The sequence below is a fragment of the Pseudoalteromonas sp. MMG033 genome (assembly GCF_057197785.1).
On record NZ_CM170070.1, the window covers coordinates 4194194 to 4213306 of the forward strand.

Below are 19113 nucleotides of genomic sequence, written 5' to 3' on the forward strand. Positions count from 1 at the left end.
TTAAAGATTTCACTATTAATATGGAAGTCATGGAGGTGTACTTACATGTTGAATTAAGGATTTAAAACCCTTATTTACAACATCTCACTATCAGAACTCAGCTCGGCTAAACGCTTTTCAGCCTTTCTTGTCATAATATTTATACTGCGTTTTGCGCCTGATAAACTGAACCGAGACACCAAAAACTGACCACTTTCCATCGGGATCGCAATACCAAATTGTTTACTGTCTTTGGTAGTCCTTTCAATTTCATCAAAGTCATCAAAAATCATCACATTCTGCTCGTCAGTTTCATCACCACAAACGAGGTTGACGTTTAACGATCCCGACTCAGCATTGACGAGCACTGGATAACGCTCACCCTTATCGCATGTAATATCAACACTAAGAAGGTATATGCATTGCTGGCTATCAAAGTAACAGTATTTGCCAAAAACATGATCACTATTATTGACCGTGGCTGCAAAATAATACTCGTCACCGCCTGTATTGGTGATCCAGTCTTTGTGGGTAGTTTCGTTAGCCAAAGTAGGTAAGCAAATTGATGAAACAAGCAGAGCAGCAAGTATTCTTCTCATATCAGTATCCCTTTATTAAAATTCCATTGTATATAAAGCAACTATTAAGCTAACACTATAGAGGAAAAATGAAAATACATGGCCTTGCAAAGAATGTGATTCTTCATATATAGATCATATTTTTACTTCAGAAAAAGGTCAAAACGCCCACTAGGTTACAAAAATATCTTATGGCTAAAGTCAGTTTGTACTTGGGCCTAAGGTTTTAGCTGTGCGCCCTCAACTTTTGCATGTGAAATTCTCTTAATAATAGAAATAGTGGCAAGCCAAGTGACACTCCAACAATAAATGTACTTGCAATAGGCAACCACAATTTTCTCATTTTCAACAGCCTACCCTCGTAAATAATGAAAGCCACTAATACTAAGGCTGATACAATAACATCTAACCATGCCATTGAAGACAGTGGATTTGTGCTAATTTGAGCGTATAACAGCAAAAAATTCGGCCCATTCTCAGCAAGCCAAGGAATAAACGCACAATAAGGTAGCACAGCTCCTAAAACACATAAAACTCCATAGATATATTTCATAACTCCCTTCTTAAACGCGGTTTAAAAACCCAAAAAACCAGTGATCATTATATTGTATAAAAATAATAAAACTCTAAAAACCCTTCTATATATAAAATTTAAAATATGGCATCATTGACTATATTGAAAATAACATTAATGAACATGATAAAATATATAACCCCTTTCGTTTTAACTTTTTTCAGTGCTCATGCACTTTCTTCATCTCAAATTACGTCGCTGAACGTAGACGGTAATAATATTCGCTTTTCCATTGGCAGTGAAAAAACCCACCAGTTACCAAGCTGTGTCGCGCAAACCACAAAATCGCTTTATAGCTTCTCTTTAAGCACTGAATCTGGACGTGCTATGTATTCTCTGCTCATTACTGCAATTGCAGGAAAGCTGCCAGTGTCCGTAAAAAGTGCAATGGATTGTATGATAGAGGCTGATATAGAGAGAGCTAAAAGTATTTCTTTAGCGATTGCACCAACAGCACCAGATAGCTACAAAGGTATTTCCATGTTATATAAAGGTGATGGTGTAACTCAAATTGGACGCGTTATTGGCCTTCGTTATATAAATTCAGGTCCAGTGTGGGATCTAGCACCATCTGCTGAGAGTAACAATTTTAGACAGTTTAGACCCAATGACGTCTCCCGAAGGGATCTACATTTCACATCACAAGACTGTTCTGGTCAGCCACTGGTCCAGTACTACAGCGGCTTACAGTTTGTGTATAATAGCAGCTATAAAGACTCGGAATTGCATTATGTCGATAGAAACTCATGGAAAACGCTTCAAGTCAATTCAACACTAAAAAATGCCGGTCTATGCGAAAGTACTACACTTGATGCCGCATTTGTTGAAATAAATCCACAACCGCACGGCCTATGTGGCGCTAAACCTTGTATTTTAAAAGAGATATAAACACAAACTGAAAAGCTCCCTTATTTAGGGAGCTATAAACCACCAGCTTACGTTACTAGTCTCTAAGTCAGAGTACCAATGCACACTTTTTTGACTCAAAACTAAACAACACCATACGCGAGCATAGCATCTGCAACTTTAATAAAACCTGCGATATTCGCGCCATCTACATAGTTAACTTGGCCATTTTTACTGCCATATTTCACGCACTGGTCATGAATTTGCTGCATTATGTCATGTAACTTTTGCTCTAGCTCCTGCTCAGACCAAGACATACGAATACTGTTTTGCGACATCTCCAATGCAGATACTGCAACCCCACCCGCATTTGACGCTTTACCTGGCGCGTACAACACACCGCGCTGTGCAAATATTTCCACCGCTTCTGGTGTGCATGGCATATTCGCACCTTCCGAAACCGCAATACAGCCGTTGTCAGCTAAAGTTCTTGCATCTTGATCAGTCAATTCATTCTGAGTCGCGCATGGGAACGCAAGTTCAGCTTGAATATGCCATGGCTTTTTACCTTCATAGAATTCACAAGTGAACTGCTCTGTCAGTACACTAAGACGTTTTCGCTGCCTTGTTTTTACATCTTTAATTATCTCAAGCTTAGTCTGATCTATGCCCTCAGCGACATATAAAGTACCGCTAGAGTCAGACAGCGTAAGTACTTTGCCACCGAGCTGGATGATTTTCTCGGCGCAATGCAATGCAACATTTCCAGAACCTGAAACCAAACATGCCTTACCCGCTATCTCTTCTTTTTGATGCGCGAGCATCGCTTGCATAAAATAGGCATTGCCATAGCCAGTTGCTTCTGTACGAATTAAGCTACCACCAAATTCAAGCGACTTGCCAGTTAGCACGCTTTCAAACTGATGCGTTAACCGTTTATATTGGCCAAAAAGATAGCTGATCTCTCTAGACCCCACACCAATATCACCAGCAGGTACATCCATATTTGGCCCAATGTGTTGATAGAGCTGCGTCATAAATGATTGGCAAAAACGCATGATTTCGCGATCTGACTTCCCCTTAGGATTAAAATCAGAGCCCCCCTTGCCTGCACCTATTGGTAGTGTTGTTAAGCTGTTTTTAAATGTTTGCTCAAACCCTAAAAACTTTAAAACGCTCAAATTAACAGAAGGGTCAAAACGAAGTCCTCCTTTGTATGGTCCAATTGAGTTATTAAACTGAACGCGATACCCACGATTTATACGAATATTACCGTCGTCGTCTTCCCATGAAACTCTAAATGAAACCACTTTATCCGGCTCTGTCATTCGTTCAAGAATATGCGCCAATTTATACTGAGGATTTTTATTAATGAATGGAATTACAGACTCCGCCACCTCTTTTACTGCTTGATGAAACTCAGGTTCATGTGGGTTACGCTTTATTAGTCCTTCCATAAAGTGTCCAAGTGTCAAATCATCGTACATATTTCTACCTTTTAGCAGTTAAAATAGCCGTATTATTGATATAAACGACTTTTCAATATTTGGTATTAATAAGGTTACCTCAGTATAGCTAATCTAACTTCTTGAATTTTTCGAACACGTAATTCGTAAAATCAGATTAAGCGCAGCAAGAACTGAGTAAACATCATGTTTAAAATATAGCCTGTTTTGTGGCTTGTTTTATATGACCGGAGAACCAGTAAACCTCATTCAATCAAATTGATCTCTCGACACTTATATAGCAACAGTATTTAGCTTTTATTGAAAACAAGATAATAAACCGATTTTTAATCTCTTGAAGAAGTGCCCTTCCAATAACGCCACCTCCTCTCAAGCACTTTGTGTAAACGATACTTTTGTGGCATCTTTCACAGCCATTGCTCCACTTCCAACAAAATGATAAGCAGGTGATGCGTTTCAAAAAACCAATAGACAAACTGAAACATTCTAGTTAAGCGAATGGATGACGCTAATTCAAGAAATTTTCAATCTAAAAAATTAAGCATAAGATAGCTCCATCAAAGCAAAAACTAAATAAATTGGAGAAATGCTTATGTCTAATATTCTTATCATCGGTGCAGCTGGCCTAAACGGTATTGCAACTATCAAAGCCCTTTTCGCAAAAACGGACCTACAAGACACCATTATTGCTGGCGTACGAAGTAATGAAAAAGCCCAGGTGCTAAAAACCCAGTTTCCAGACCTTGAAACTCGCATCATGGATATTGAACAGCCAGAAACGCTGGCCGCATCAATGCAAGGCGTAGATAAAGTCTTTTACATCACAGGAAACGTATTTGAACGTGAGCAACATGCTAAATTGGTTATTGACGCAGCTGTAGCGTCGCAATCAGTTAAGGACTTTGTGTTTTATTCAGTATTTGGCGCAGAATATGAAGCCATTTTGTTTGGCCGCCAATTCCGCTTTGGAGAAAAGTACTTAGAGGGATCAGGTCTCAACTGGACACACCTACGTACTATTTTCTTTCAAGATAATTTATTTGGTTGGGCCGATGGCATCAAACAAGGGGCCCTTTACCTTGGTACTGGAGAGGGTAAATTCGCACCTCTACTGGTGTCTGACATCGGCGAAATTGCAGCCAATGTACTAACATCAAACGAACACAAAAATAAAGCCTACAATATCACAGGCCCTGAGCTAGTAAGTGGTGTAGATATCGCCAATACTTTCAGTGAAGTATTAAACACAGAAGTCGCTCATATCTCACCAGATAATAAAACCACTTTGACTTCGTTGCTTGATACTGGTTGGCCACAATGGCAAGCAGAGGGGTTAGTTGAACTATTTAACTTATTCGCTGATAACCATGCAGCTGTTGTCAGCCCTGATGGTGAGGCACTACTTGGTAGACCGCTGACGACACTTAGGCAATTTATCAAACACAACCGTGCGGCATTTAGCTCATAGTATTTCAAGTGGTTAGATTTGAATGATGTGATGTAAAAACGTACTTTAAATTGCCTCAAAAAACTACAAAAAAGTCGCCTACTCAGCTTAAATATCAGCAGTGGCGACTTCTTAGGTGAATAGCTTTAGCACTTTAATTGTTCTAGCAAGAGGACTTGTTGAGGTTTTCTAACTTTTTAAGCAATAAATTGATATATCCTCTGCATAAAAGCACGACATAGATAAACACGAACGTATTTGTCATGTGCAGTAGTAACCAGACTTGCTCAAAGTTAAACAAATATCCAACCATTTGCACTATACCAGCCAATGAGAAGACAAAATAAAATGCAATCAATAACCTATGAGGAATAAGCCCATACTTTGCATCTTTCAGAGAAAGCAAAAACGATTTATCCGACAAGCAAGCTCTGACTACATTGGCTTGATAAAACAGGATCTGAGTTAGATACAGGGCTCCTACCGCAGATGTTACCCCCGCATCATCGACTAATCGATATGAGAAAAACAAGGCAAAGGGTAAAAAGTGAGGAAGTGTTCGCCAAAAACCTGTATATGTATTTGTTAAAGCTTGCTTGTAGCGCTCAATTAAAGGCCCTAGTAATAATGGGGATGCGTGGATAAATGCGATTGCAAACCAGGGGATCTCAAACTCCTGCAAACTCATAAACTCCACTGCAGGTGATAAAACCATAAGCCAGCACAATGCAAGCTCAAGCCGTTGAAACTTAGGTAAGCCTTGCTGTATCGATATCAAAGAAACCGTAATCAAAAAAACAATGACAACACTTGATAAATAACCAATTTGTAAAACATCTACCAACACACTTTAAAACCTCAACATTCTTTACTTCTAAAAGTCACCCACTAACCTGTGTTTAATGTAGCGTCTAGTGACAGGTTTTCAAATTAAGCACCTGAAACAGCTCACTTCCTATTGTGACTCACATGGTTCACTTTACTAATAATTTAAATGCGTGTCATTAACATTAGCAAATTACACTAGGTGTACCCAATTGAATCACCCTTAAATTTATTTTTAGCAGCTCTAAATCCGTCATTCTGAAAAGCATTAAGCCTTGCTATATATTCATCAGCTGATCCGGCTAAAATTACGATAACAAGCCTATTTTTTAAAGTCTGTTGACGTTAAAAGTAGACTTAGATCAAATTTAAATTTATTTTTTAAATTTTTATAAGTTAATTTTTTGCATTAATCTGTACATTTTAATAAGCAAAAAATTCCACATTCATAAACCGCCATTTCGCAATAGCCCAATTATTAAACACACCACATTAGTTTGAATAAACGTTAACGCACTTAAACTCTAAATTATGAAAAAGCAGGGATACATTTATAGACATAACTTTCAATTACTTAAACTCATAAAAAACATTTTCATAATAGTCAAAAACCACATTATTGGAATATAAAATACATTATATAGCTCAATTTTATAAATATAAATTTCATTAATTTCAAATTTCACATATGAAAATAATCATCAGATGACACCTGTTCCCAAGGGGTTTACACACCAAAATTTAGCCGCTAGCTTATTTAGCAATCAGCAACGGTTAAAGTTAAGAAGCCAAGATTTTAGAGCCCAGCTAACAGCAGGTTTCTTTCTCAATCGCTCGTTTGTATATGACAACATTTTAAATGCTGTAGATATCAACACTTGCTGATAACAAAGAATTCGACGCATGAATAAATTTATATTCAAGGTGGGCAAATCCAATTAGGGAATACATCTGCGTCAGGCAATCAATCAGGAAAAATACATCCTGTAAAATATAATGGAGTTACCAATGAAACTTAAATTACTCGCAGCGCTTACATCTGGCCTACTAGCTACTTCTGCATTTGCTCAAACAGTTGTGCAAGACTTAGATGGTTATAACAGAACAACAGTATACGCAAATGGCGCTGTTGACCGTATCGTCACTGACTCTTTAAGTGCACGTAGCTATGAAGCGTGGATTTATTTCAGAGAGTCTGGTTCAGAATGTACGACAGGTACAATTTTTGACGAAGTAACTGGTCAAACATATGGTTCTGTACAGTTTGGTACTGCAGGTCCGGGCGCTGCACGTGTTGATACAGTTCACTTCAATGGTGGCTTCTCTGATGAGCAAGTAAAACGTAATCGTGTACTTGCATTAAACTGTCAAAACATCGAAGGTGAGCAGTTCAAGGTATATCACAAATTCTCAGCATTACCTGTGATTACATGGGATACTAACCTAGTTGGTGTTGGCGAATATAAAATGCCTGACTGTACAGGTGCAAGCTCACACTGTGGCGGTCGTGGTTGGTACGAGCAAGTAAGCTATACATCATCACTACACATTGATAACAAAAACGAAGATACTTACTGTACAGCTACCATGAATGACGGCTTCACTTCACGTGTATTCAATGGTTACGATAGCACGCCGCTATTCCACACTAACCATTATGGCCTTGAAAACGCAGTATACGATTACTCTGGCCCAGCGTTCAGACAAGTTGTTACCTGCCACAGCCCAGTTGGTCAAATTCAACGCACACAAGTGTGGGTTGTTTCAGGTGAAAACGATATCAACCTTGAAGTAGATTACACTGTATATAAGTAATCCATACTTCTAAAACCTCAAAAGAAGTGCCTAGCACTTCTTTTTATATGTCAGCCCTCAGTACTTGTCTAAATGCTATAAAACCAAATGTAGATTCGCATTTCATCTGACAGCATGTATAACTGAAAGCAATCGCTCAATGACGCGCCAATAAAAAAGGCGCCAACAGGCGCCTCTATTCATTATTTACAAATTTACTTTGTATAGCCACGCGGCATCGATGAATCTTTGGTGTAACGCTCTGTCAATTTGTCATGACGAGACTCTGTGGTTACTTGCTCACCATTAATCCAAATAGTGTCAACACGCGTACTGAACTCGAACGGATCAGCAGTCCAAAGTACAACGTCAGCACGTTCACCTTTAGCAATCTTACCGCCTTCGATACCAAACGTATCAGCAACATTTACTGTCATCGCTTTTAAAGCACCGTCATGTGACATGCCATTTGCTACTGCAATACCAGCATTGAAGCGCATCTGATAAACATTGTGACTGCCGTCACCTGCAACATTTAAAATGACTTTAACACCTGCTTTTTCAAGTGTACCCGCATTACCTAAATGTGCATGTAGTGCATCAAAACCAGTTGGTAGGTTAGATACCGCGCTCACGATCACTGGTACTTTTGCTTTCGCCAACTCTTCTTTTACCAATACAGCATCATCTGCACCGTAAATGACAAGGTTTAGCCCAAACTCTTCTTTTAGTTTGATTAGCTCAAGTAGTTGTGAAGCACGTGATGCTGACGCGACGACTGGCAGCTTGCCATTTAATACGTCAATCAATAGCTTTTCTTCAGATGAAGGATCTTTATCTGCTTTTTTGTCTTTTTTCGCTGTTAGCTTTTTCTTTTGCTCAGATAGCTTTTTAGCAAACGCTTGAACAGCTGCTGCACGAGAGCCGTCACCACTTGCCGCACCTAAGTCTACGATAAGCGCAGTTTTACGGTCAGTAACACTACCAAACTCACCTGATAGATCAGCAACAAAGCCAAGACCCATAAACACACCACTTTCACCCCAAGGCAATGATGGAATGCTCAAGTTTTGCGTTACGCCGCCTTTTCTTGCGTATGGGATCAAGCTAGAGCGCGGATTAAACGCTGTGCTTGGATCAAATTCAAGACCTGATTTGTCGTACGCATCAACTGAACGAGAAACCGCACCGACTTCAACTAAACCTAAGTGGTTCATTGTACCGATAAGGCCTGGTGTCAACACTTTGCCTTGTGCGTCAACAGTCACATCAGCGTTAAATGACTTCGGATTTAGGGCTGTAATTTTGCCATTTTCAATCAGTACAGTTGCGTTTTCTAGTACACCCTGCTTTGTTTGCGTGTGTACAGTCGCATTTGTAATCGCTGTTACTTGCGCAAATACCGCTGATGAGCTCAGTAATGCACCAGTTAGAATAGATAATTTAAACTTGTTCATTGTGGCTCCCCTAGCGCTGACCTAACATAAAATCACTAACTGCTTGGTACTTACTATCATGGCGGTCATATACTTTTGCACCATCAATAAATACTGTTTCAGCTTTTGAATACACGCTAAATGGACTTTGGTCCCAAATAACAACATCCGCTTGTTTGCCAGTTGCAATTGACCCTGTCAAATCTTCAATGCCCAGTGATTTTGCCGCGTTGTAAGTGATCCACTTAATTGCATGCTCTTCTTTGATATCAAAACCGACTTCATTTGCTGAATACATCACTTTTGCAGCTTCATGATTCAAGCGCTGAATGGTTGTATCAGAATCAGAGTGAATAACTGCACAAGAGTTTTTGGCTGCATCAACAATGGCGACATTTTCAAGTGACATGTCATATGCTTCCATCTTAAAGCCCCACCAATCTGGCCAAAGTGCAGCACAGTTACCATTCTCACCTAGTAAGTCTGCAATTTTGTATGCTTCAATACCGTGGTGGAACGTACCAGCGTGATAACCAAACTCTTTAGAAAGGTCAATCATCATGGCCATTTCTTCAGCTTTGTAACAGTGGTTATGAATTAAGATTTCGCCGTCAAGTACGCCGCGTAGCGTATCCAGCTTAATATCACGATGTGGTGCATCAGGGTTTAAGCCAGCAGCATATTCTGCATCGTATTGTTCCCAAGCACGCTTATATTCTGTCGCTTCAATCCAAGCTTCACGGTAGCCTGCCATGTTACCCATACGTGTTTTTGGTGCAACACCTTGACCACCGTATACGCGTTTAGGGTTTTCACCACACGCCATTTTCAGACCGTATGGGGCTTCAGGGAACTTCATGCCTTGCATAGTTTCTGAGGGTACGTTTTTAAGCGTTACCGCTCGTCCACCAAATAAGTTTGCAGAACCAGGTAAAATTTGTAATGACGTAATGCCGCCTTCACGTGCACGGTTAAAACCAGGGTCTTGTGGCCACACTGAATGCTCAACCCATACTTGTGCAGTATTAGGGTGGATCATTTCATTACCGTCTTGGTGAGACTCAACACCTGGGTTTGGATAAGCGCCCAAGTGTGAATGGTTATCGATAATACCAGGTGTAACCCACTTGCCAGCAGCGTCAATTGTTGTATCAGCATTTACTGATAAGTCTTTGCCTACTTGGCTAATTTTACCATCAACAATGTAAACATCAGCGTCGTTGATTCTTTCACCTGTGCCCGTTAACACTGTTGCATTAGTAATTAATGTACTTGTCGTTGAATGAGGCTGATAAGTGCTTGGATATGGGTTTTTCTCGATTGTGACTTTATCTTTTTGAGGACCAGTGTCTTGCTGGCATCCTAAAAGAGCGGTGCTTAGAGCAAGCACGATCACAGAGGGTTTGAACATATTCATATTTTCGTCTCTGTAGTTTTTGTGACTGTAGTTATCAAAGAGACTGTAGCGAAATTTCACAAAAATTTCGATGTAAAAACCTCAAAATGCCATAAATTACGATAAATTACGTGAGAAATTGCAATATTGTATAACAAACAGGCACGCCCTTTCTGTTTCTGAGCAAATAACATACACACTTGGACACACTTATACATACTTTTGAAATAGGTTTTAATAAAAATAGGAAAAGTCGCTAAAAGCGTTAAAACATATCGATATTGAACTGTTAACCAAATTTTATTTGTAATTTTTTTCGGCTGTTATGAAACAAATATGAGGTGTTTTTTCATTTAAGTTAGATGGACTTACAGTTGCAATAATACAAATACATAATTCCTTACATTCGTACAATCTTCCCTTACAGCATTTTATGCCGTTCAGGCCAATACTCTAGAGGAATCGCACTTAACGACCTGCTTGGAGAACAACGATGAAAGTATTTTTAACTGCTGCATTAACTGCGCTAGTATCGATGTCAAACGCACATGCTGTTGAATTTGTTGCCGCTGACGACAGTCATGCAACCGAACTTTGTATGGCATTCGCGTCAGACCGCCCACATGTGATGTTGGCAGCGATGCGCGGACAACAAACCGCGAAAACACGTATCACCAGTAAACTAGAATGTAATGACATGAGTTTAGATGAATTCGCGCAAACTTATAGCCTTACTCGCAATGCCAAGTTTATGAAAATTGACTTAGAAACCAAAACCTCAATAAAAGACATTGCAAAAGTAGAACCTACAATGCCCGTTGTTTTATCAGGCTCTAAATAATGAGAGCAAAAGGTGTGCATTAAAAACAAGTAATGCACACCACGTTGACTGAGTTATAAAACGCTTGCTAATAAACCAAATGCACCGCCAAATACACCGCCCCACACAACCAACCAGCCCAGATGTGTGTGGATCATGTTTTGAACAATGTTTTTCACCATGACCGGCGTTAACTCATTTAGCCTTTCATCAACGGCATGTTCAATGGCAGTACGGATCGAGTCTAAAGACTGCCCATTAGTTAACACCCCAGAAATTTTATCTTTGAACTCTGGCTGCTCACTCATTTCACGCAACGCTTCTTTCATTTTTTCAGTAAAAGTATCGCGCATTGGCTCGATGGCCTCTTTGCCACCCACCATGGCTAGCATTGCACCAAACTGTGAGCCTTCGATAACTTGCACCAACTTATTAAAAGCAATCGATAAGTCTGCATGCTCAATGACTGGGTTTAAGTCTATGTCGATTTGATTTTTTTCGGCGAAGCTTTTGAGCTTATCTTGATTGAAAAACTCATCTAGTATGAGTTCTTTAATGGCAATTTTAAACTCTTTAAATTTTATTGTGATAACACCAGAACCATATAGCCCGGGTACTTTTTCAAATAACATATGAACCGCAAGCCAATTGGTGACGGCACCAGAGAGGGCAAACAAACCCATGGTAAAAACTAAATCGTGATCTAAAGCATAACCAAACGCGACCAGTGCGGCCGCAATCAGGTTTGTGATAACACTTTTATTCAATGTGAACATCCAAAACATTTCAAAACTGTGGCTATTCTATTCGATTTAAATTTGCACTCAAGTATTTGTGTTATAGCCAAAATCGATCATAGTTAGATAAAGTGCTCACACCCCACCGGGCTGACTATGTGGAACCTAGTAAACCAGTACATTAGTGAAGCGATTCACGACAATTTTGAATTTACTCGCAAAACACAGCTACCCAGCAACCACAAGTCGAAAAACTACAAAATTGAAAACGACAGGCACCGCTTTTTAGTAAAAGTGGACCATATCAGTGCGTTAGAACGCTATGAATGTGAAGCCGATAATCATGCATTACTCACCAGAGACAGTGACTTTTTGGTCGCCGATCCCATCACCATCGGGTCAAGCCTTGAGTATTGCTTCTGCGTTTATGAATGGCTGCCTTCTCAACCAGATAAAGAGGACTGGTATTTATGCGGTCAAACGCTTGCCAAAATGCATAGCAGGCACGAACAGGAAATGTTTGGCTTTGAGCAAGACAACTATATTTTAGGCTTGGTCCAACCTAACCAGTGGCATAAAAAGTGGTCCGTGTTTTTTGCCGAAGAGCGGATCGCATGGCAATTGCAATTACTGCATGAAAAAGGCATAGAGCTCATAGAGATAGATTATTTTGTCGAATACATAAAGCCGCTAGTAAATCACCCTGTTCAACCCTCATTGTTACATGGTTTTTTCTGGCGCGGTAACATTGCTTTTTCCAACGATAAGCCAAGCGTATATTGCCCAGCCTGTTACTACGGCGATAGAGAGGTAGATATTGCGAATAGTGAGCTATTTGCGCAACTGCCTGACGCGTTTTATGCAGGATATGAAGAAGCTTATCCAATAGACAAAGGCTTTCAACAGAGAAAGCCTATTTATCAATTATATAGCTTGCTTTGCCATGCAAATGTCTTTGCGGGTGACTACCTCACCCAATCAAAACAGCAAATTGAGCTCATCTTAAAATAGCTGTCATCGCGCGGTAATAATTGCAAAAACTGCTATAGTTAATAGTGGAATTCAAGGCGGTTGTTGGAGCCATATTATGAAGCAGCTGTATAACCAAAGGATCAGCTGCCCCCACTGTGGTCATCATATTTTTGTTGATTTAGATATCAGTGAGGGCGACCAAGATTTTTATGAAGATTGCGCCGCATGTTGCAATCCAATTCATTTGAACATGCACATCGACGAAGCAATCAACAAATTGGAGTTACGAATTGACAGTGACGACGAACAAATTTTTTAGCCCATCGGGCTTAAGGTATTTTTACGTAAATAATGCTCGACCGTGTTGACGATGGTGTAAGTTTGCTGATCGACCTCAATGTTGAGCTTATCGCCTGATTTAATCTTGCCGATATTGGTGATCGAAAGCGTTTCAGGAATTAAATGTAACCAAAAGCCTTGCTCGTCCACTTCGCCGACAGTTAAGCTCGCGCCATTAACAGATATAAAACCTTTATAAAAAACATATTTTGACCAGTTGGCATCTAACAGCAGCTTTATTTTTACATTGTCCGCTGTTTTAATCACACTATCTACAATCGCCATATCATGGATATGCCCAGAGACTATATGCCCACCTAGCTCTGTGCCAAAAGTGACTGAGCGTTCAAAATTGACTTTATCACCACATTTAAGTAAGCCTAAGTTGGTTAACTTTAATGACTCATCAATGACGTCAAAGCTGACTTGACCAACCACATCAGACTGACTAGCCTCAAATTGCACGACGGTTAGACAGCAGCCATTCACTGCGATACTGGCACCAATGGTAAGTTGCTGTAAATGCTCGTTGCCAACAGATAAGACTAAACGCATAACGCCATCATTTAATGATGCGCTAACCACAGACGCTTGAGTTTGAACAATTCCAGTAAACATGTTTTTTCCGAGGTAAAAATTATGCCGCCATTCTACCTGATGCCCTGCTCCGTCGAAACATATTTACACACTTATTTCGTAGATAAAAATGACAAACTTCAATAGAATGCCTTTTTTTAGAAATACTGAGTTTTAAGATGAAGTTTGAACTCTGGGAAGCCAAAAAGTTAATTAGACTTGCCACACCCGTTCTATTAGCCCAAGTGACTCTCGTGATGATGTCTGTTGTCGATACCATGATGGCAGGACAAGTGAGTCCAAACGACTTGGCTGCGCTCTCAATTGCAACTGGCGCACTTAACCCCTTGATGTTTTCTTTACAGGCTATTTTATTAGCGCTTACCAGTATGGTTGCCCATAGCGTCGGCGCCAATGATGAAGACAGTATAAAACGGTATTTTCAACAAGGTTTATACTTGGCGTTGATGCTATCTTCATTAGGGTTTATTGCCAGTTATTTCACTCCCTATCTATTTGCCAGTACCGGCGCAAACCCTGAAATTGCCCAAATGGCACAAGATTATATCGATTATGTTAAATATGGTCTCGTTGCGTTTTTAGTCTTCTCAGTGTACCGAAATGTTACCGAGGGTATGGGCAATACTAAAGTTGCTTTTTATATTGGCTTACTCGGTTTGGGGATAAACGTTATCGCCAACTACATTTTTATTTATGGCAAGTTAGGCATGCCTGCCTTAGGCGGTGCCGGATGTGGTGTTGCCACCAGCATCGTTATTTGGACTATGGCCATTGCACAAATTTGCTACAGCCTGAAAAGCAAAGAGTTAAAAGGCAAATGGCTGATCAGTGATTTTATGAAGCCGCACAAAGAAACCATTTTGCAGATCGCCAAACTCGGGTTGCCTATCTCATTTGCTACTTTTTTTGAAGTGACGTTATTTGCGTGTATCCCACTATTTATTGCTGATTTAGGTGCCGTTGCCGTATCTGGGCATCAGGTCGCCGCAAGTGTAACCATGATCTTGTTTATGTTGCCGCTTAGTTTATCTATGGCTATCGGTATTAGGATTGGCAATATCAGCGGACAGAACAACATTGAACGTTTGGTCAACGCAACCTACACCAGCTTTATACTGGCCGTTGGTGTTGCAGCCATTGTCGCTTTAGGCACCTATCTGATCAGACATGACATCAGTTGGCTTTACACACAAGAAAAAGAAGTTGCCATGCTCGCATCGAGTATAATTATACTCGCCTGTGTTTATCAGTTACCTGATGCACTGCAAGTGTCTGCAAATGGCGTTTTACGTGGCCTAAGATATACCAAGCCTATTACTGGGGTAACCTTTATCTCATACTGGGTAATCGGCTTTACGCTTGGATACGTATTAGCAAAAACAGACCTAATAGTACCAGCCATGGGACCAACTGGCTTTTGGGTTGGTATCATTGTTGGTCTCACAGTGGCGGCTGTGCTACTGATATATTTTGTGAGGAGAAAACTCGTTGAAATGCAAACTGCTGCTCTTAGCACTTAGCACGGTTTTGTTTGGGTGCACACCAGCACCCAGTGACACAAACCAAACGTATACAGAACGCCTTGGTAAGGTGTTCAATACCGACGGGTTATCTATCGGGTCGCTGAGTGTGCTGCCACACTCAGCCCTCGAAAAACCAAAAGCCAGCTACTCCATCTCTGTTATAGATCTTGCAAAACTCTGGCACTGCCGAGTTTCTACACACATTGCCAATCATAACAATCAATTAGGCAAGCTCGCGAAGCCAAGCGAACAATTCAAATATAATCTTAACTTTATACGCTATGCGCAAGCATGTATTGATGACGACAGAACACCACAAGATGTGCAACAAGCCTTAAACCTTGCAAGACAAGAGAAGCTTGCGCAGCTCTACCCTATGCTGGCTTACGTATTTTCCAATGAGAAAGAACTCAATCAGTTTTATACACTTACCTTCAGTGAGGTTCAGCGTGAAACTAGCCAAGGAGAAATTCATGCCTTGGAAGCTCTAAATACGCTAAGCAGCTTAATAGATAGCTTAAGTGAACCAAACCAAGCCAATGGCGAGATGCTGACAGACGCCCTTGAGAAACTAAATAACAATAATTATGTGCAAAGCCTGATCACCAGTACCCGATCCCAAATTGCTTGGAATCAGGCAACCACAACGTGGCTCAACTCGTTAGATTTAGAGAATAAAGTCTGTCCTGCTGGGAAAAACAAAAAGCGCGCTCAAGTACTCAACAATGTATTTCAAAAGTTCTACATTCAAGATATTCAAGCGTATCAATCACAACTGGTGAAACGTTTACATGATGTGGAGCCCCACTTTGAAACTTTCTCGCGTAAATTTGGCCAACAAGACTACCCTAATGTCATCACGCCTTTATTGGTTGAATTAAAGCAATCAGCGAAGGAGCACGTTTTTTGGTGGCAAAACTTCTACAAAGTGTGCAAAGTTAGTCCGTTGTGATCGAAAAAACCGCAGACAAACAAAAATTTAGCAAAGATACTTGATCCATTTCGCAGAGCACTATATATTAGCCGCCGTTGCCAAGAAACACGGCACACTGTACGACCGTAGCTCAGTTGGTTAGAGCACCACCTTGACATGGTGGGGGTCGGTGGTTCGAATCCACTCGGTCGTACCAACTTAATTTAGTTAAGTTTTAAAACACTTATATGATACGACCGTAGCTCAGTTGGTTAGAGCACTACCTTGACATGGTAGGGGTCGGTGGTTCGAATCCACTCGGTCGTACCAACTTAAACTAAACTAAGTCAATCTCTATAGTACGACCGTAGCTCAGTTGGTTAGAGCACCACCTTGACATGGTGGGGGTCGGTGGTTCGAATCCACTCGGTCGTACCAACTTAACCTTGTTAAGTCACACATCTATAGTACGACCGTAGCTCAGTTGGTTAGAGCACTACCTTGACATGGTAGGGGTCGGTGGTTCGAATCCACTCGGTCGTACCAAATTATTCTCTTTTTTCCATAAGCCATTTATTAAATCTCGATTTACTCCCCTGTTGTAAACTTCAATATTTTTACATAACAATAATGGCTCAATTATAATTCATCGCTCTTTTTGTTTGTAAGAGCAACTCTTTCCACATTGCGCAAAGGAAACTAATCACCGTACTCGCAGTCATCAAGCGCTGTAACGTCATAAAATTCGAAGTGATTAGCCCTTTGCACCGTCAGATAATTAGTCTTTTGGACTTAAGATATAAATCTGCCCTCTTTGTGTTTTGTATATGTTTGAACCTATGTATATGCCAACCCCTGAGTCAAACAACATGGGCGCAAGGCGCGTATCTGTGTCCTCTAACATTACTGCATGTTCTGTCTGAAGTGGCACCGTATTTAGGTTATCGCCAAGTTTGACAACCCAATTGCTAGCATTGTCCAACTGCATATCACCAGTATTGTGTATATTGTAAAAATCCACTCCCTCCTGCCATTGCCACGTATCGCTTTGCGGGTAATATTGCCCTACCGCAGTATGAGTATCCCAACCATTGGTTAATACACCTAAAACGCCTTCAGAGTTGTAATCTAAACTGACAAATTTAGTGCGTAACAGCTGACCACTTGGCAGATTTGGCGACAATAAAAATGGCGCCTGCCAAGTATCACTGCTTGCAGTGTAAAATTGGCACAGTGCCCTATCGTTTGCTTCAAAACACCACGTTTGATTGCCATCGCCATCTACCGCAGAAGCGTCAAGTGTCATAGTATCGATAGGATAACTTCCTTGGTTGATGCGCTTTGCTTGCAAATCCCCCAAATCATACCAAGCAGTATTTGTGTTGCCATCCACCAGCTTTAACTGTGTTTTACCCCGCTGCGAAACACTGCTGGTTTGACGATAAATAATACCTTCGTTCAAGCCCGGTGGCTGCTCTAACGCATTGTCCGCCAGACGCATCACGATATAACCGTCAGAATAAGCCGAATCATCTGCGTCATTGGGCGTTGTATCATATACAACATGCACAATAGCCCAAGGTTTATCTAACCAAGTCTGGAGTAATTCTATGCTGTATATTTCAACTTGATACTCACCATACCAAAACGTTTTATCAATTAAGCTCTGTGTTTTTACCTCTTGATAGTTAGGCGCATTAATATCTAAATCTAGCGATTTAACGACCCGTGAGATCTCTAATTTATCTTCTTCAACAGACATAGCTGTATATTGATAAGCAAGTAGAGTTTTGCCCTGTTGATGACGAGGATAACCGAGTTCACTCAGCTGCAGAGTATAAGCCTCACCTGCTTGGCTCAAAGTGCTATTGATAGCATCAAATGAGAATACAATGGGCTGCTCGGTTACTTCTTGTGTTGTTAAAATGATAGCGGTGTCGTTATCTTCATTTTTCCAGCCTTCAATGTACCCTTCGGGATCGGCAGGCGCTGGTATTTCGCCCCATAACTCAACTTGATCGGTGGCAACCCCGCCTAAATTTGGCACCGTCACTTGCCAGTGACCATTATTAAAACTCACTTCTAGCTGACGCCAATCCGGCTCAGTTTGCTCGTTGCGCCAAGTATGGATAGCCTCTAATACCTGCTTTGCACTTTGAAGCTGACTGTCTGCATCCTCTTGCTGCAAATAAGCTTTTAACAGTGCATTGGCAATTGCCTGATACTGTGCGTTTGTTGACTGATTAAAGTCCAAAGCCAAGTCCAGTGTGTTAATGCCTAACTGCGCCTCTAAAAAGCTTGTCGCTTGCGACAGCGTCATAGCATCTTTTTGCATTAAGTCACTTATCACAGTGGTAAAAATTGAAATCGTTTCACTAAGTGGCGGTGCTTTTAACAGTAAATTATCGCTGCTACTGAGCACACTGTTCCGATTTTTACGGTTAACTGCCGTGATATTAGCCAATATAAACGCACTGTCTGCATTAGGTATCTCTGTGATATCAAGCACCGCTTTACCCTGCGCATTGCTGATGTCAGCTGGCTCATCCGTTTGTAAAACCCCATCGGCGCTGGTATCCATAAACACTTGTACATCTTGCCAACTACCGATCACAGTCACTGTATGTGTTGAAATGTCATTGCTTGGTGGACTGGGCTCACTCACTCTATCGGACCCGTTGCCTGGGTTTTGCACAACATTTTGCGGTGGCGTTGTATCACTTCCCCCACCACAACCAGTTAAAATTGCAGAAACAGCCAAAACAAGAGTCAATTTTTTATACGGTAACATCATGTTGTTTATCCTTATAGGTAACAAATACGCAGTTCAAGACAAGATCTGAACTAAAAGCAAGGCAGTCCATTCTTCTT

17 protein-coding genes and 4 tRNA genes are annotated in these 19113 nt (G+C 40.7%); 12 read left to right on the forward strand and 9 right to left on the reverse strand.

Going from position 1 to position 19113, the window contains the following annotated elements:
- Window positions 1–74 precede the first annotated feature (74 nt).
- Both AC2CZC_RS18275 and AC2CZC_RS18280 read right to left on the reverse strand, forming a co-directional pair.
- Complete coding sequence (locus tag AC2CZC_RS18275; RefSeq protein WP_484582904.1) at window positions 75–578, reverse strand: hypothetical protein; 504 nt, start codon at window positions 576–578, stop codon at window positions 75–77.
- A 205-nt stretch (window positions 579–783) separates the two neighbouring features.
- Window positions 784–1110 (reverse strand): DUF2834 domain-containing protein, encoded by a 327-nt coding sequence (locus AC2CZC_RS18280; RefSeq protein WP_484582905.1) that lies wholly within the window; start codon window positions 1108–1110, stop codon window positions 784–786.
- Between the two features lie 144 nt (window positions 1111–1254).
- On the opposite strand from AC2CZC_RS18280, the gene AC2CZC_RS18285 reads away from it, so the two are divergent.
- Window positions 1255–2019, forward strand: coding sequence for a hypothetical protein (locus AC2CZC_RS18285; RefSeq protein ID WP_484582906.1), 765 nt, complete (start codon window positions 1255–1257; stop codon window positions 2017–2019).
- Window positions 2020–2120: 101 nt separating this feature from the next.
- On the opposite strand, the gene gdhA is transcribed toward AC2CZC_RS18285, so the two are convergent.
- Window positions 2121–3464, reverse strand: coding sequence for an NADP-specific glutamate dehydrogenase (gdhA, locus tag AC2CZC_RS18290; protein WP_484582907.1), 1344 nt, complete (start codon window positions 3462–3464; stop codon window positions 2121–2123).
- A 571-nt stretch (window positions 3465–4035) separates the two neighbouring features.
- On the opposite strand from gdhA, the gene AC2CZC_RS18295 reads away from it, so the two are divergent.
- Entirely contained in the window at window positions 4036–4911 is an 876-nt protein-coding gene (locus AC2CZC_RS18295) for an SDR family oxidoreductase (protein ID WP_484582908.1), read from the forward strand.
- A 142-nt stretch (window positions 4912–5053) separates the two neighbouring features.
- Here AC2CZC_RS18295 and AC2CZC_RS18300 read toward each other — a convergent pair whose 3' ends face one another.
- Window positions 5054–5737 (reverse strand): hypothetical protein, encoded by a 684-nt coding sequence (locus AC2CZC_RS18300; RefSeq protein WP_284019156.1) that lies wholly within the window; start codon window positions 5735–5737, stop codon window positions 5054–5056.
- A 986-nt stretch (window positions 5738–6723) separates the two neighbouring features.
- Here AC2CZC_RS18300 and AC2CZC_RS18305 point away from each other — a divergent pair.
- On the forward strand, window positions 6724–7530 hold the full coding sequence (locus tag AC2CZC_RS18305; protein WP_063361180.1) for a hypothetical protein: 807 nt from the start codon (window positions 6724–6726) through the stop codon (window positions 7528–7530).
- 194 nt (window positions 7531–7724) lie between these two features.
- On the opposite strand, the gene AC2CZC_RS18310 is transcribed toward AC2CZC_RS18305, so the two are convergent.
- Both AC2CZC_RS18310 and AC2CZC_RS18315 read right to left on the reverse strand, forming a co-directional pair.
- A complete protein-coding gene (locus AC2CZC_RS18310) occupies window positions 7725–8966 on the reverse strand; it encodes an amidohydrolase family protein (protein ID WP_484582909.1) in 1242 nt (413 codons plus the stop codon).
- A gap of 10 nt (window positions 8967–8976) precedes the next feature.
- A complete protein-coding gene (locus AC2CZC_RS18315) occupies window positions 8977–10362 on the reverse strand; it encodes an amidohydrolase (protein WP_484582910.1) in 1386 nt (461 codons plus the stop codon).
- Between the two features lie 472 nt (window positions 10363–10834).
- Here AC2CZC_RS18315 and AC2CZC_RS18320 point away from each other — a divergent pair, with 472 nt between their 5' ends.
- Entirely contained in the window at window positions 10835–11182 is a 348-nt protein-coding gene (locus tag AC2CZC_RS18320; protein ID WP_237136457.1) for a DUF3718 domain-containing protein, read from the forward strand.
- 53 nt (window positions 11183–11235) lie between these two features.
- Here the strand turns inward: AC2CZC_RS18320 and AC2CZC_RS18325 are convergent, their stop codons facing one another.
- On the reverse strand, window positions 11236–11928 hold the full coding sequence (locus AC2CZC_RS18325) for a DUF445 domain-containing protein (RefSeq protein WP_063361204.1): 693 nt from the start codon (window positions 11926–11928) through the stop codon (window positions 11236–11238).
- A gap of 126 nt (window positions 11929–12054) precedes the next feature.
- Here AC2CZC_RS18325 and AC2CZC_RS18330 point away from each other — a divergent pair, with 126 nt between their 5' ends.
- Window positions 12055–12909 carry a fructosamine kinase family protein gene (locus AC2CZC_RS18330; protein ID WP_484582911.1) on the forward strand — a complete coding sequence of 285 codons (855 nt, stop codon included), beginning with the start codon at window positions 12055–12057 and terminating at the stop codon, window positions 12907–12909.
- Between the two features lie 76 nt (window positions 12910–12985).
- The gene (locus AC2CZC_RS18335) at window positions 12986–13189 is read left to right on the forward strand and encodes a CPXCG motif-containing cysteine-rich protein (protein ID WP_023399951.1); all 204 of its coding nucleotides are present in this window, start codon (window positions 12986–12988) and stop codon (window positions 13187–13189) included.
- Here AC2CZC_RS18335 and AC2CZC_RS18340 read toward each other — a convergent pair.
- A complete protein-coding gene (locus AC2CZC_RS18340; RefSeq protein WP_484582912.1) occupies window positions 13186–13827 on the reverse strand; it encodes a riboflavin synthase subunit alpha in 642 nt (213 codons plus the stop codon). The genes AC2CZC_RS18335 and AC2CZC_RS18340 overlap by 4 nt on opposite strands.
- A gap of 137 nt (window positions 13828–13964) precedes the next feature.
- Here AC2CZC_RS18340 and AC2CZC_RS18345 point away from each other — a divergent pair, with 137 nt between their 5' ends.
- The 6 genes from AC2CZC_RS18345 (at window position 13965) to AC2CZC_RS18370 (ending at window position 16788) form a co-directional block, all read left to right on the forward strand.
- Complete coding sequence (locus tag AC2CZC_RS18345) at window positions 13965–15326, forward strand: MATE family efflux transporter (RefSeq protein ID WP_484582913.1); 1362 nt, start codon at window positions 13965–13967, stop codon at window positions 15324–15326.
- Complete coding sequence (locus tag AC2CZC_RS18350) at window positions 15295–16281, forward strand: DUF3080 family protein (RefSeq protein WP_484582914.1); 987 nt, start codon at window positions 15295–15297, stop codon at window positions 16279–16281. Before AC2CZC_RS18345 ends, AC2CZC_RS18350 begins: the two co-directional genes overlap by 32 nt.
- A 101-nt stretch (window positions 16282–16382) precedes the next feature.
- Window positions 16383–16459 (forward strand) — tRNA-Val (locus AC2CZC_RS18355).
- A gap of 36 nt (window positions 16460–16495) precedes the next feature.
- Window positions 16496–16572: transfer RNA gene (locus tag AC2CZC_RS18360), tRNA-Val, on the forward strand.
- Between the two features lie 31 nt (window positions 16573–16603).
- A tRNA-Val gene (locus AC2CZC_RS18365) sits at window positions 16604–16680 on the forward strand.
- Window positions 16681–16711: 31 nt separating this feature from the next.
- Window positions 16712–16788, forward strand: a tRNA-Val gene (locus AC2CZC_RS18370).
- A gap of 232 nt (window positions 16789–17020) precedes the next feature.
- Here AC2CZC_RS18370 and AC2CZC_RS18375 read toward each other — a convergent pair.
- Complete coding sequence (locus AC2CZC_RS18375; protein WP_484582915.1) at window positions 17021–19036, reverse strand: hypothetical protein; 2016 nt, start codon at window positions 19034–19036, stop codon at window positions 17021–17023.
- Between the last annotated feature and the right edge of the window lie 77 nt (window positions 19037–19113).